Source organism: Mesorhizobium sp. L2C084A000 (genome assembly GCF_000502875.1).
Classification (GTDB): domain Bacteria; phylum Pseudomonadota; class Alphaproteobacteria; order Rhizobiales; family Rhizobiaceae; genus Mesorhizobium.
In genome coordinates, this window is sequence record NZ_AYWX01000004.1 from 244021 (window position 1) to 258261 (window position 14241).

Genomic DNA, 14241 nt, shown 5'->3' on the forward strand with positions numbered 1-14241 from the left:
GGTTAGCAGCATGCTGAACGCTATTCACCACGTCGCGCTCATCTGCACCGACTACGACCGGTCGCGACGGTTCTACGTCGAACTCCTCGGCCTCGATCTGATCCGGGAGGTTTATCGGGAGGAGCGGCAGTCATGGAAGGCGGATCTGCGGATCGGTCGGCCCAACTGGAATTGTTCTCCTTCCCTGCACCGGCGATGCGGCCATCCCACCCAGAGGCTACAGGCCTGAGACATCTGGCATTTGCTGTGGCTAATCTTGAGCCCGCAATTATCCGCCTGGAAGCCGCAGGCGTTGCCGTTGAGCCAATCCGGATCGACCCATACACAGACCAACGGTTTACTTTTTTCAGAGATCCGGATGGATTGCCGCTGGAACTTTACGAAGCCTCATAAGGAACGGTTCGCTTTCGCGGCGGGCGCTGTGTACTGACGGTCTCGGTATCGGCGGACCGCGAATCTGTGCTAAGCGCCGCCCAACCAACCAAAGGACGACACCAATGAGCGAACTGACCGTGGCCGAGGCGACCGAGAGCATCTATGCCTCGCTCCGGGCGGACAATGCCGACATCGACGCACATATCGCGACGCTTAAGGCGGCGCTGACGCGGGAGGGGATAAAACAGGCGGTGTTCGATCCTACCAAACTGGCGCAGAACAACCGCTCGGGCCGCAAGTTGATGCAGGCTTATTTTCGGCAGCGCGGCGTGAGCGTGAAGTTCTCAGACTAGAGCCGCGCGCGCTCCAACCGCACCACTGGGAGTTCTCGGCCGGTCCGTCGCCATCCGGACGTCGGGACTGTAAGTTCTAGTCCATGGGAGTTGTTTCAAGGCCGATCCTGGATCGCGGAGGGGATGTGACATGGTGGATTCTGACCGGATCGACAAGCTGATCGCAGCGGTGCCCCCCGCCTTGGCGCTTCGCGCCGGATTGGACCTTGGCATCTTCACCCGGCTCGGTGAAAGCGCGCTGACTGCTGACAGCCTCGGGGCCACGCTCAAAGTCGAACCCGATCGTCTGTCGCGGCTCCTCTACGCGCTCGCCAGCATCGGCCTCCTTGAAGTCAAGGATGGTGAATTTCGCAACGGAGCCGAAGCGTCGGCCTTCCTCGATGCGTCCAAGCCAAGCTATCGCGGCGGCGATCATGCGCTCCTGCGCGAGCTCTGGGGAGCCGACTTGCTGACCGCGGACTCGCTGCGACAGAACCGGCCGGCCGCGCTGCACGACTTTTCCGAAGCGGGACCTGAGGCCGCGGCCGCCTTCAGCCGCATGCTCGCGCCGGGCGGGGTGATTTTCGGCCGACATCTGGCGCAGGAGATGGACCTCTCGGCGGTCGGTTCGGTGATCGACATCGGCGGAGGCGCCGGGACCATACTGGTCGGGCTTCGCGAGCGGTGGCCGCACATTGCGGCGACGCTGATGGAACTGCCAACGGTCGCAGCGGTCGCGCCAGCTATCCTGTCGGAATACGGTGCCGACGACGTGGTTGTCGAAGAGGGAGATATAACCGCCGCGCCATCGATAGGTCGGCACGATCTGGCGATCCTGAAGGCCGTCGTCCAGGTGCTTCCGCCGGACAAGGCGCGCAGTTCGATCCTGAACGCCGCGCGTTGCCTTACACGTGGCGGCGAGATCGCAATTGCGGGGTGGGGTGTCGTCGATGACGACCGCCTCGGCCCGCCTGAGGGTGTCTTTCTCAATCTCACCTTCCTGAACCTCTATCGCAACGGCCAATCGTACACTGAGGGTCAGTATCGCGCGTGGATGACCGAGGCTGGATTCCGCGATATCTCCAGGTCGCGCCTGACGGACGGCTGCACGTTGTTTCGTGCGCGACTCTCGGGCTGACTCAATAACAGCGATCTGCCGCCGCAAGTGCTTCGACGCGGTGAGCTTCGTCCAGTGCGCCAATCCGCCGGACCGATGCATAGAACCTGACATAGTCGCCCGAACACAAGTCGAACAGGCGGAGAAACGCGGTCACCCGATCGCTATAGACGGAAGTCGCGGCGAGCTTTGCATTGTTGATCGGGGAAGCGAACCAGGCATCGTATCCCCGGTATCGGTCCCAGCGCCTGTCGCGCATGTGTCGGTAGCGCATCCGCAGCCGTTCAATCGCGGCCGTCTTTGCGGCCAGCTTTTGCTCCGAGGTGCCGGAGTTGGAATAGACTTGCGCCAACTCGTCCCGGGTCCGCGACACCAGCGAAAGAAATTCAGCCTTGCGTCCCCGGGCGGCTTCGTAACGGCGCAATGCGGCGGTATCGCCAGTCGCGCGCAGCCATTTTTTCACGCCGGTTGTTTCGACGGCGACAGCGAACGCCTCGTTGAAAGCGGAATCGTCGTGCACATAGACGCGCTGGTGGGCCAGCTCATGGAACACCAGCGCTGCAAGATAGGTTTCATCCTGGCCGAACATCGTGCTGAGCAGCGGGTCGCTCGACCAGCCAAGCGTGGAATATGCCGTGATGCCCGTCACATAGACGTCCATGCCCTGTCCTTGAAGTTCGACAGCGGTTTCAGTCGCGGACTTCCTGGAGAAATACCCCCGGTAGGGAACACAGCCGAAAACAGGAAAACACCATGTTCGCGGCGTCAGCGAAAATGCCGGCGCGGCGAAGACAGCCCATGTCACCGAGTCCCGACCAATGTCGACATAGCTGCGGTAGCTGTTGTTGTCGGGCAACGCCAGTTCATCTGTCGCAAACTGTCGTATGGCGCTCGCCGATGCCATTCGGGCGCGCAACGCCTTCGGCGTCGAAGGATCCTCGATCAGTTTTCCGACATCCTGGCGTGCGGTCATGATCTGCAGATGACCCTTCATGGATTGCGCGTAGTAGGAAATGCTGGTGCAGCCGGTCACGCCGGACACCACGGTCATAACCGCAACCAATCGAAAGAATGCGCGCATCACGATTTGTCCACAGCAGTGCTCACCCGTTCCGATGGGGTCGCGATTGCCCCAGGTCGCAAGCAGTCGCCTCGATTGATCGAGGTCTATAGTTTTCTGAAGAATCCGGACAGGTGCTCATTGTGGTGACGCATGTCACCACGCGCAAACCGCGTCCCACCAACCTGCAGCTGATCAGTCCTTTCCCGCCCGCCCGAAAATCCGCGCGTAAAATTCGCCGACGATGCCGCGCCGGAAGATCAGCACGCACACCATGAAGATCAGGCCGGTGGCGATGGTCACCGGAAAGCCGGAAGTGGCAAGCGTGTTTTCCAGGCCGATGACAAGGCTGGCGCCGATGATCGGCCCGACCATCGTACCGATGCCGCCGAGAAGCGTCATCAGGATCACCTCGCCCGACATCTGCCAGGTGACGTCGGTGAGCGTGGCGAACTGGAAGACGATCGCCTTGAGCGAGCCGGCCAGCCCGGCCAGCGCCGCCGACATGACGAAGGCGCCGAGCTTGTAGTTGGCGACGGAATAGCCCAGCGAAATGGCGCGATTCTCGTTTTCCCGGATCGAGCGCAGGATCATGCCGAATGGCGAATTGACGATGCGCCAGATGGCGAAGACGCCGATCAGGAACACCGCCAGCACGAAATAATACATGTTCAGCGAGACGTTCAGGTCGAGGACGCCTAGCAGCATGCCGCGCGGTATGCCCTGAATGCCGTCCTCGCCTTGCGTGAACGGCGCTTGCACGCAGAAGAAGAAGAACATCTGCGACAGTGCCAGCGTGATCATGGCGAAATAGATGCCTTGCCGGCGAATGGCGAAGAAGCCCATGACGAGGCCGAGCAAGGCCGCACCCGCCATGCCGAGCAGAATGCCGGCTTCCGGCGGCCAGCCCCAAACCTTGACGGCATGCGCGGTGAAGTAGGCGGCGCCGCCAAAGAAGGTTGCGTGGCCGAATGACAGCAGCCCGGTGTAACCAAGCAGAAGATTGAACCCGCAGGCAAACAGCGCGAAGCACAGCATCTTCATCAGGAAGATCGGATAGACCAGGAAAGGCGCCACCAGCAGCGCCAGGATGCCGAGCCCGACCAGCGTCCATTCAAGCCGTGCCGAGGTTTTGGCCGATGTCTCGCGAAGCGTCAGTTCCGACATGTCAGGCGTCCCTTCCGAACAGGCCGGCCGGCCGGACCAGAAGCACAATCGCCATGATGACGAAGACCACGAGGTTGGAGGCCTCGGGGTAGAAGACCTTGGTCAGGCCTTCGGCAAGGCCAAGCATGTAGCCGGTGACGATGGCGCCAAGGATCGATCCCATGCCGCCGACCACGACGACGGCGAAGACGACGATGATGAGATCCGACCCCATAAGCGGGCTCACCTGATAGATCGGCGCTGCCAGAATCCCGGCAAGCCCGGCCAGCGCGGAGCCGAGGCCGTAGGTCAGGGTCAGCAGCAAGGGCACGTTGACGCCGAAAGCCTGGACGAGGCGGGGATTCTCCGTCGCGGCGCGCAGGTAGGAACCGAGCCTGGTCTTCTCGATCAGCGCCCAGGTTCCGAAGCAGACGATCAGCGAGGCGACGACGACCCAGCCGCGATAGTTGGGCAGGAACATGAAGCCGAGATTGGTGCCTCCCGAAAGCAGCGGCGGCACGGCGTAGGGGTTTCCCGAGACGCCGTAATAGTAGCGGAAGATGCCTTCGAGCACGAGCGCGAGGCCGAAGGTGAAGAGCAGGCCGTAGAGCGGATCGAGATCGTACAGTCTCGACAGCGCAAGGCGCTCGACCACGATGCCGAAGGCACCGACGATCAGCGGCGCAAGGATCAAGGCGGGCCAGTAGCCGATGCCGAGATAGGTGAGAAGCAGATAACCGACGAAGGCGCCGAGCATATATTGGGCGCCATGGGCGAAATTGATGACCCGCAGCAGGCCGAATATGACAGCCAGGCCCAGGCTCAGCATGGCGTAGAACGAGCCGTTGATCAGGCCGACCAGCAACTGGCCGAGGAAAGCCTGAACGGGGATGCCGAAGATCATCGTCATGGCGCCATCATACACCCAGGACTTCGTGGAGCTGCGTCATGCGGTCCGGCAGCTCGCCGACCGGAAACCCCGCCACCACCTTGCCGTGCTCCATCAGATAGAAACGATCGGCGACACGGCTGGCGAAGCGGAAGTTCTGCTCCACCAGTAGGATCGTCATGCCGCGCTTTTTCAACGTCGCCAGCAACGCGCCAATGCGCTGCACGATGACGGGGGCCAAACCCTCCGTCGGCTCGTCGAGAAGCAGCATTTTCACACCGGTTCTCAACATGCGCGCGATCGCCAGCATCTGCTGTTCGCCGCCCGACAGCCTCGTGCCTGGACTGTTGCGCCGCTCCTTCAGATTGGGGAACAGGTCGAAAATCTCCTCGACGCTCATGCCGCCCTGCGCGACGACCGGCGGCAGAACCAGGTTCTCGTCGACGGTCAGCGTCGCGAAGATACCGCGCTCCTCCGGCACGAAGCCGATGCCTTGATGCGCGGTCCGGTGCAGCGGCAGCCGCATCAGATCCTGGCCGTCGAAAGCGATCCGGCCGGTTCGCTTGCGGATCAGCCCCATGATGGCGCGCAGCGTCGTCGTCTTGCCGACGCCGTTGCGGCCGAGCAGCGTGACCGTCTCGCCGGCAAACACCTCCAGATCGACGCCGTGCAACGCATGGCCCTCGCCATACCAGGCGTTGAGGCCGCTGACTGCAAGCAGAGGTGCGGCACTAGTCATCGGCGGTGCCCATATAGGCGATCTTGACGCGCTCGTCGCGGCTGACGGTGGCGTAGTCGCCGGCGGCCAGCACCTCGCCGCGCTGCATGACCGTTATCCAGTCGCAAAGGTCGGCCACGACGGTCAGATTGTGCTCGACCATCAGCACGGCGCGATCCCTGGCCACCGAACGGATGAGGCTGGAAACCGTGGCCACGTCCTCATGCCCCATGCCGGCCATCGGCTCGTCCAGCAGCAGCACTTTCGGATCGAGCGCCAGGGTCGTAGCGATCTCGAGCACGCGTTTCCTGCCATAGGAAAGGTCGCCGGCGAGCCTGTTCCTGGCGTCGTCGAGACCGACCGAGCGCAGCAGTTCCTCGGCGCGCGGCGTCAGCCGGTCGAGCGCCGCCAGCGAGCGCCAGAACTGAACGCTGAGCCCGCCCGGCCGCTGCAGCGCGACGCGCACATTGTCGAGCACGCTGAGGTGCGGAAAAATCGCCGATATCTGGAACGAGCGCACCAGGCCCATCCGCGCGACCCTGGCCGGCGAGGTGCGGGTGATGTCGTGGCCGAGCAGCTCGATCCTGCCGCTGGTCGGCGCCAGGAACTTGGTGAGCAGGTTGAAGACGGTCGTCTTGCCGGCGCCGTTGGGTCCGATCAGGGCATGGATGTTGCCATGGCGGACATCGAGATCGACGTTTTTGACGGCGATGAAGCCGGCAAAGTCGCGCCGCAACCCGCGGGCGGAAAGCACCACAGGCGGCTCGTTCGCGCTCAGGTCAGTCGGCGCCATCGGCCGCGCCGATCACTGGCCGGCCGTCGGACAGCCGCTTTCCTTTTCGCTAAGGAAGGCCTCGTTGCCAGGAATGGTGGCGAGATATTTGTAGTAGTCCCACTCCTTGGTGCTCTCGGCTGGCGACTTGACCTGATAGAGGTACATGTCATGGACCATGTTGCCGTCCGCCTGCACTTTGCCGTTGGTTATCGCGGCGTCGTCCACGGGCATCGAATGCAGTTGCTTGGCGACCGCTTCGGTCTCGTCCGTGCCGGCCTTGTCGATCGCTTTCAGGTACTGCGTCACCGCCGAATAGGTCGAGGCCTGGATCATGTTCGGCATGCGGTTGGTGCGCTTGAAAAAGCGCTGCCCGAATTCGCGGCTCTTGTCGTCGCGATCCCAATAATAGCCTTCGGTCAGCACAACGCCCTGCGCCGCTTGAAGGCCAAGCCCATGCACCTCGGCCAGCGTGAACAGGAGTGCGGCAAGACGCTGACCGCCCTGCACGATGCCGAATTCGGCCGCCTGCTTGATCGAGTTGGAGGTATCGAGGCCGGCATTGGCCAGGCCGATGACCTTGGCGCCCGACGATTGCGCCTGCAGCAGGAAGGACGAATAATCGGTCGATCCCAGGGGATAACGCACCTCGCCCAGCACCTTGCCGCCATGGCTCTCGACGAACTTGGTGGTCTGATCCTTCAGCGAATAGCCGAATGCATAGTCGACGGTGACGAAGAACCAGCTGTCGCCGCCCTGCTGCACGAGAGAGCCGCCGGTGCCCACCGCTTGCGAATGTGTGTCATAGGCCCAGTGGAAGCCATAGGGCGAGCATTGTTTGCCGGTCAGCTCCGTGGTCGCCGCGCCGGTGACGATGTCGATCTTCTTCTTTTCCTTGGAAATCCCCTGGACGGCGAGCGCCACCGAAGAGGTCGTCAGTTCCATGATGGCATCGACCTGCTCGGTGTCGTACCACTGCCGCGCGATGTTGGAGGCGATATCCGGTTTGTTCTGGTGGTCGGCGCTGATGATTTCTATCGGCGCTCCCTGCACCTTGCCGCCGAAATCCTCGACCGCCATCTTGGCCGCCTCGACCGACCACTTGCCGCCGAAATCGGCATAGACGCCCGACTGGTCGTTGAGGATGCCGATCTTGACCTTGCCGTCGGAAATGTCGGCGGCCGAGGCGGGGATCGCGGATGCGGCGAGAAGTGCCGCGGAAACGAAAAGGCTTACCTTCATGGTTGACTTCCTCCCATAGCGATGAATCCGACCGACCCTCCTACGATCGATCATCGCAATGGTATTGAACATGAGGAAGATAGGGACAGAGGGCAAGAGGCCGTCCCGGATTTCGTGTTCGAAGCGATGCGCTTTGGGGACAGAATGCCGGCGTTGAGCCCGAGATAGAAACACAAACACGTGAACCGCGACCCGCGGCGGTACTTGCCTCAGCCCTCGGCGGCGACGAGGTGGCCGTTGCCGACATCCCTCAGCGCCAGTTTCAACGGCGCCTCGCCGATCCTGCGGGTGGCGCTCGGGATCTCCTGGTCGAGGCGGGCGAAGCGGCTTCGCCGCTTAGCCGGATCGGGCACGGGCACGGCTTCGATCAGCCGCCTGGTGTAGGGATGACGCGGGTTGGAAAAGACCTGGTCGCGCGTGCCCATCTCGACGATCTGGCCGAGATACATGACGGCGACGCGGTCGGAGATGTTCTCGACCACAGCCATGTCATGCGAGATGAAGAGATAGGCGACGCCGAATTCGCGCTGCAATTCCTTCAACAGATCGAGCACGCGCGCCTGCACCGAGACGTCGAGCGCCGAGACGCTTTCGTCGGCGATGATCAGCTTCGGCCGCAGCGCAAGGGCACGCGCAATACAGACGCGCTGGCGCTGGCCGCCGGAGAATTCATGCGGATAGAGTTCCATCTGATCGGCCGACAGGCCGACGCGCTCGAACAGCGCGGCCACACGGTCGCTGCGCTCTTGCTTCGAGGCGATGCCATGGATCAGCAGCGGCTCGGCGACGAGTTCGCCGACGCGCATGCGCGGGTCGAGCGAGGCGTAGGGATCCTGAAAAATCATCTGCACGTCGCGGCGCACCGCCTTACGCTCGTCGCGGCCAAGGCCAGACAAATTGCGGCCGCCGATGACGACGCCTCCGCTGTAGGGCACCAGTCCGGCCAGCGCCTTGGCGGTGGTCGACTTGCCGCAACCGGATTCGCCGACCAGCGCCAGCGTCTCGTTGGCCGCGATCGAAAAGCTAACGCCTTCGACGGCGTGAACGCGCCGGTTGACCCGACCGAAGAAACCGCCATGCAGGTCGAAGCGGACATGCAGGTCCTTGACCTCGGCGACATTGGCCGATGCCGTCGTCGCCTCGGCCTCCCTGGATGTCTGTCGGCCGACGCCGCTGCCGATGCGCGGTACGGCGGCAAGCAGTTCGCGCGTGTAGTCGGCTTGTGGCCTGGAAAAAATGTCGGCGGTTTTCCCCTCTTCGACCATGCGGCCATGCCGCATGATGATGACGCGGTCGGCCATCTCTGCGACCACGCCCATGTCGTGGGTGATCAGGATGACGCTGGTGCCGTGCTGGCGCTGCAGGTCGCGCAGCAGCTCCAGCACCTCGCCTTGCACGGTGACGTCAAGTGCCGTCGTCGGCTCGTCGGCGATCAGCACGTCCGGCTCGAGCGCCAGCGCCATGGCGATCATCACCCGCTGGCGCATGCCGCCGGACAGTTCGTGCGGAAACTGCTTCAGCCGGCTTTCGGCTTCCGAAATGCGCACCGCTTTCAGAGCCTCGATGGCGCGCTGGCGGACTTCGCCCTGCGACAGGCTGGTGTGTGCCTCGATGGATTCGGTGAGCTGCCGGCCGATCGACAGCACCGGGTTGAGCGAGGTCATCGGCTCCTGGAAGATCATGGCGATGCGGTCGCCGCGGATGCGCCGCATCCGGCGCTCGTCCAGAGTCGTCAGATCTGTATCGCCCAGATGGACTTTGCCGGATGAAATCCGGGCGGCAGGCTGCGGCAGAAGCTGCATGATCGCCAGTGCGGTCATCGATTTGCCGGAGCCGGATTCACCGGCAATGCAGAGCGTCTCGCCACGCGCCAAAGTCAGCGACAGGTCGGAGACGACCTCGCGCTCGCCGTCCTCACCGCGCACGCTGACGCAGAGGTTGGCGATGTCGAGTATGGGTTTGCTGGCGGCGATCATTGCGCGTGTGACCCGGAGGGGGATTTACTCCGGCACACCCCCCTCTGTCCTGCCGGACATCTCCCCCGCAAGGGGGGAGATTGGCGGCCTTGCCGCGGCGTCCATTCGTCACCGTTGAAAAGTGGCGAAGCCCGTCGTGACATCCGATCTCCCCCCTTGCGGGGGAGATGTCCGGCAGGACAGAGGGGGGTGCAGCGCCGGCCCAACCTCATTCAAACACGCAGCGCGGGAAGTAGAACGACACCACCCAGTTCGGCATGTCGACGATCTCGCTGATGCGGAGATCGCCGCAGACCGAGGCCAGCATGTAGGCCTCGACGGGGTCTATTCTGTAGCGGGTGGAAAGCAGGTCGACCATCTGGGCAACCGCCTCCTTTGCACCCGTCATCAGGTCCGGCCCAACTCCCGTCGTCACCTCATAGCCCTTGGCGTCGAGATGGCGCGTCACCGGGCCTGGCGTGGTGAAGCGCGGCGTCTTCAGCCTGGCGTCCTTGACCAGATCGAGCTTGAGCACGACGTTCATCGGGCTTTCGATCGCCGTGCCGCAGACCTCGCCATCACCTTGCGCGGCATGGGTGTCGCCGACCGAAAACAGCGCGCCCGCCACTTCCACCGGCAGGTACAGCGTGGTGCCGGCGGCGAGATCGCGGATGTCGAGATTGCCGCCGACGCGTCTTGGCGGGACCACCGAGTGGTGACCCTTTTCCGCCAGGGCGTTGCCGATGGTGCCGGCGAAGGGTTTCAGCGGCACCCTCGCATTTTTGCCGAACAGCGCCGGCTCGAGCGAGGCAGCGTCGTACTTCCAGATGTTCAGCGCCGGCTCCTTGAAGTCGTCGGCGAGCAGCCCGAAGCCCGGAATGTTGGCCGTCCAGCCGAAGCCGGACGGTTTGAACATCTCGATCGTCACCTTCAGTGCGTCACCCGGCTCGGCGCCCTCGACGAAGATCGGCCCGGTCACCGGATTGACGGTGGCGAAGTCGAGCTTGGCGACGTCGGCGACCGTGCTGTCGGCCTGCAACTGGCCACCGGAGGAATCGAGGCACTGGAACTCGATGGTCGAGCCGGGCGCCACCCGCTCGGCCGGGGCAAACGAATTGTCCCAGCCGAAATGATGTTGGCGCCCGTGGATGGTGTAGTCGCAGTTATTGCACATCTTTTACGTACACATTGTCGTAGTTGATCGGGATATGGACCGGGTCGACATAGAGGTTGTCGGCGCCGCCCATGCGCGCCGATTTCATGGTGAAGCGCTGCTCGTTGAAGACCGGCGCCCAAGGCGCGTCCTCCATCACCTTGTCGTAGATGGCGCTCCACATCTTGTCGCGTTCGCCAGCCTTGGCGGGATCGACCACCGAGTCGGCCTCGGCCGCCTTGGCGTCGAGATCCTTGTTGCAATACCACGACCAGTTCCAGCCGCCCGGCACCGCACCGGCGCAGCCGAGGATCGGGCCGTAGAAGTTCGACGGATCGGGGAAATCGGCGATCCAGGCCATGCCGCCGGACCAGATCATCGGTGCGCCGGCCTTGTCGCCGCCGGCGGCAATGACGTTTGCCTGGGCGAGCGACTGGATGCTGGCCTTGATGCCGATGGCCGCCAGATCCTGCTGGATCGCCTGGGCGATGCGCGGGTTGGGATCGGTGTTCATGGCGAACAATTGCGTCTCGAAACCATCGGGATGGCCGGCTTCGGCAAGCAGCGCCTTGGCCTTGGCGACGTCATAGGGATAGCCCTTGTATTCCTTGTCGTAGCCGGGCATCGACGGCGGCAGCGGCTGGTTGGCCGGCACGGCGCGGCCGTTGATGATCTGGATGACCCGCGCCTTGTTGATCGCCATGTTGACCGCCTGGCGCACCTTCACATTGTCGAACGGCGCCATGGTGGTGTTCATGGTGACATAGCCGGTGTGCAGCTGGCCGCCTTCGACGACGCGCGCCTTCTGCTCCGGATCGGCCATCACCTCCTGGAATTTTGCCGGCGGAATGCCGTCGCCGGGCACGTCGATCTCGCCCTTTTGCAGGCGCAGCAGCGCAACGATCGGCTCCTGGCCGATCTCGAAGGTGATCTTGTCCAGATGCGGCAGGCCCTTGTGCCAATAGTCCGCATTGCGCTCGAAGACGATGCGCTGGCCGAGCGTCCACTCGGCGAGCTTGAAGGCGCCGGTGCCGACCGGATGCTTGCCGAAATCGGCGCCGTATTTCTCGACCTCTTCCTTCGGCACGACATGGGCGAAGTTGATGGCCATGACATGCAGGAAGGTGGCGTCGGGCCGGGTCAGCTCGAACTTGACCGTGTAGGGGTCGACAACGGTGACGCCGGAGAGGCTCTCGGCCTTGCCGGCGGCGACATCGTCATAGCCCTTGATCGAGCCGAAAAAGCCGGCGCCGGGGCTCTGGGTCTTCGGATTGGTGACGCGGTCGAGCGAATATTTTACATCGTCAGCCGTCATCTCGCGACCATTGTGGAATTTCACGCCATGGCGCAACTTGAAGGTGAAGGTCTTGCCGTCGGGCGCGATCTCGTAGCTTTCGGCGAGGTCGGGCTTCAAATTGGTGGTGCCCGGCTCGTAGTCCATCAGCCCGTCGAACAGGCTCTTGATCATCGACCAGTTCTGCCAGTCATAGCCGATCGCCGGATCGAGCGTGGCGACATCGTCCTTGTAGGTGATGGTGATGGCGCCGCCCTGCTTGGCGTTCGGGTCGACGGCGTCTTCGGCGCGAACACTTGTCATGCCGAGCATCAGCGCCAGCGCCGATACCGCTACCGTGGATGCGAGAAACTTTTTCATTTTTATGTTCCCTTTCTCTATCTGGTTTTCATTTTCATCTGAGCTTGATGCGGGGGTCGATGAAGGGCGCGATGACGTCGGCCAGCAGATTACCGAGCACGATGGCGAAGGCCGAGATCAGGGTGACGCCCATGATGATCGGGATGTCCACGCGCTGGATGGCCTGCCACGCCAGCTGGCCAATGCCAGGCCAGCCGAACACGCTTTCGACGACGACAATGCCACCCATGAAGATGCCGATGTCGATGCCGATCATGGCGATGACCGGCAGGATGGCGTTGGGCAGTGCATGGCGGAACAGGATGGCTCGCCGCGCCAGGCCCTTGGCGCGGGCGGTGCGGACATAATCCTGGCGCAGAACATCGATCATCGACGAGCGCATCATGCGGGCGTACCAGCCGGCGCCGAGTATGCCCATGGTCAGCGACGGCAGCACGAGATGACGCCAGGTGCCATAGCCGCCGATCGGGAACCAGCTGAGCCGCACGGCAAAGACGTAGAGCAGCAGCAGGCCGACGACGAATTGCGGCGCCGAAACGCCGACGAAGGAGGCGACCATCAGCGTCTGGTCGGTGGCGGTACCGCGCTTGACGGCAGCGATCAGGCCCATGCTCAGGCCGAGCAGCAGCTCGCACAGGATGGCGCCGACCATCAGCAACAAGCTGGCCGGCAGCCGTGAGACGATCAGCTCGGTGACTTCGGAGCGCTGGATGTAGGAGCGGCCGAGATCGCCGCTGATGAGCTTCGTGAGATAGCGCCAGTACTGGACGATGAAGGGCTGGTCGAGGCCGAGCTGCTGGCGGATGTTCTCGACCGTCTGCGGCGTGGCGCTGCGACCGGCGATCTGGCGCACCGGATCGGCGGGCAGGAGATAGAGCAGCGCGAAAGTGATCAGCGAGACGCCGAGCAGGATCAGCAGCGACTGGATCAGGCGGCGGCCGAGATAGGCGATCATGCCCGGCCCCTCTGCGTCGGATCGAGGATGTCGCGCAGTGCGTCGCCGATCAGGTTGAAGGCCAGCGCCAGCGCCAGGATCGCGGCACCGGGGAAGAACACCAGCCAGGGTGCGGCCTGGAAATAGGTCTGGTTCTCGAAGATGATGTTGCCCCACGACGCCGTCGGCGGCTGCACGCCGATGCCGAGGAAGGAGAGTGTCGCCTCGAGCAGCACCGTGGTCGAGATGCCGAGCGTGCCCCAGACGATGATGGTCGGCAGCAGATGCGGCAGGATATGGCGAAACAGGATGCGCGGTGCACTCGCCCCTATGGTGCGTTCGGCGTCGATGAATTCGCGCTCGGCCAGCGAAGAGGTTTCGGTGTAGATGACGCGGGCGGTCTGCACCCAGTTGACCAGCGCGATGACCATGGCGACGATCCACAGGCTGGGCTCGAACACCGCCGCCAGGCAAATGGCGAGCAGCAGTGCCGGAAACGCCATCATCAAATCCGTGAAGCGCATCAGCGCGCTGCCGATCCAGCCACGGAAATAGCCGGCGACAACACCGACCAGCGTGCCGATGAACAGCGCCACGCCATTGGCGACGATGCCGATGATCAGCGAGGTGCGGGCGCCGTAGAGGATGCGGGTCAACAGGTCACGGCCGAGCAGGTCGGTGCCCAGCCAGAATTTTGCATCCGGCGGCAAGGGCGAGCCCTCGATGGTCAGGCCGTCGAACATCTGCTCGTTGGGATCATAGCCAGTCAGCCATGGCGCCAGCACGGCGCCGGCAACGACAATGGCGACGATCATCAGCCCAAGCAGTGCGAGACGGCGCCTGACCAGCCGGCGCCAGACGCCGGCGCGTGGTTTGACCGGCATGCGCCCTGGC

The 14241-nt window shown here is 63.4% G+C and carries 13 protein-coding genes and 1 pseudogene; 3 read left to right on the forward strand and 11 right to left on the reverse strand.

Going from position 1 to position 14241, the window contains the following annotated elements; translation table 11 throughout:
- The first annotated feature begins 10 nt into the window (after positions 1–10).
- The 3 genes and pseudogenes from X735_RS1000000170390 to X735_RS153730 all read left to right on the forward strand — a co-directional run bounded on the left by X735_RS1000000170390 (position 11) and on the right by X735_RS153730 (position 1845).
- Positions 11–393, forward strand: a pseudogene (locus X735_RS1000000170390) (VOC family protein).
- A gap of 104 nt (positions 394–497) precedes the next feature.
- Entirely contained in the window at positions 498–728 is a 231-nt protein-coding gene (locus X735_RS153735) for a hypothetical protein (protein ID WP_023810809.1), read from the forward strand.
- A gap of 181 nt (positions 729–909) precedes the next feature.
- A complete protein-coding gene (locus tag X735_RS153730; RefSeq protein ID WP_245273200.1) occupies positions 910–1845 on the forward strand; it encodes an acetylserotonin O-methyltransferase in 936 nt (311 codons plus the stop codon).
- Position 1846: 1 nt separating this feature from the next.
- Here the strand turns inward: X735_RS153730 and X735_RS153725 are convergent, their stop codons facing one another.
- The 11 genes from X735_RS153725 to X735_RS153675 all read right to left on the reverse strand — a co-directional run bounded on the left by X735_RS153725 (position 1847) and on the right by X735_RS153675 (position 14231).
- The gene (locus X735_RS153725) at positions 1847–2905 is read right to left on the reverse strand and encodes an aminopeptidase (RefSeq protein WP_023810811.1); all 1059 of its coding nucleotides are present in this window, start codon (positions 2903–2905) and stop codon (positions 1847–1849) included.
- Positions 2906–3079: 174 nt separating this feature from the next.
- A complete protein-coding gene (locus X735_RS153720) occupies positions 3080–4051 on the reverse strand; it encodes a branched-chain amino acid ABC transporter permease (RefSeq protein WP_023810812.1) in 972 nt (323 codons plus the stop codon).
- A gap of 1 nt (position 4052) precedes the next feature.
- The gene (locus tag X735_RS153715) at positions 4053–4940 is read right to left on the reverse strand and encodes a branched-chain amino acid ABC transporter permease (protein WP_023810813.1); all 888 of its coding nucleotides are present in this window, start codon (positions 4938–4940) and stop codon (positions 4053–4055) included.
- A gap of 7 nt (positions 4941–4947) precedes the next feature.
- Entirely contained in the window at positions 4948–5658 is a 711-nt protein-coding gene (locus X735_RS153710) for an ABC transporter ATP-binding protein (protein ID WP_023810814.1), read from the reverse strand.
- Entirely contained in the window at positions 5651–6430 is a 780-nt protein-coding gene (locus X735_RS153705) for an ABC transporter ATP-binding protein (RefSeq protein WP_023810815.1), read from the reverse strand. Before X735_RS153705 ends, X735_RS153710 begins: the two co-directional genes overlap by 8 nt.
- Positions 6431–6442: 12 nt before the next feature.
- Positions 6443–7651, reverse strand: coding sequence for an ABC transporter substrate-binding protein (locus tag X735_RS153700; protein WP_023810816.1), 1209 nt, complete (start codon positions 7649–7651; stop codon positions 6443–6445).
- A 209-nt stretch (positions 7652–7860) separates the two neighbouring features.
- Entirely contained in the window at positions 7861–9627 is a 1767-nt protein-coding gene (locus tag X735_RS153695; RefSeq protein ID WP_023810818.1) for an ABC transporter ATP-binding protein, read from the reverse strand.
- Positions 9628–9835: 208 nt separating this feature from the next.
- On the reverse strand, positions 9836–10780 hold the full coding sequence (locus tag X735_RS153690; protein WP_023810819.1) for an acetamidase/formamidase family protein: 945 nt from the start codon (positions 10778–10780) through the stop codon (positions 9836–9838).
- A complete protein-coding gene (locus X735_RS153685; protein ID WP_023810820.1) occupies positions 10770–12413 on the reverse strand; it encodes an ABC transporter substrate-binding protein in 1644 nt (547 codons plus the stop codon). The genes X735_RS153690 and X735_RS153685 overlap by 11 nt, the downstream gene beginning before the upstream one ends.
- Before the next feature lie 34 nt (positions 12414–12447).
- On the reverse strand, positions 12448–13368 hold the full coding sequence (locus X735_RS153680; protein WP_023810821.1) for an ABC transporter permease: 921 nt from the start codon (positions 13366–13368) through the stop codon (positions 12448–12450).
- Positions 13365–14231, reverse strand: coding sequence for an ABC transporter permease (locus tag X735_RS153675; protein WP_196815320.1), 867 nt, complete (start codon positions 14229–14231; stop codon positions 13365–13367). The genes X735_RS153680 and X735_RS153675 overlap by 4 nt, the downstream gene beginning before the upstream one ends.
- Positions 14232–14241: the final 10 nt, after the last annotated feature.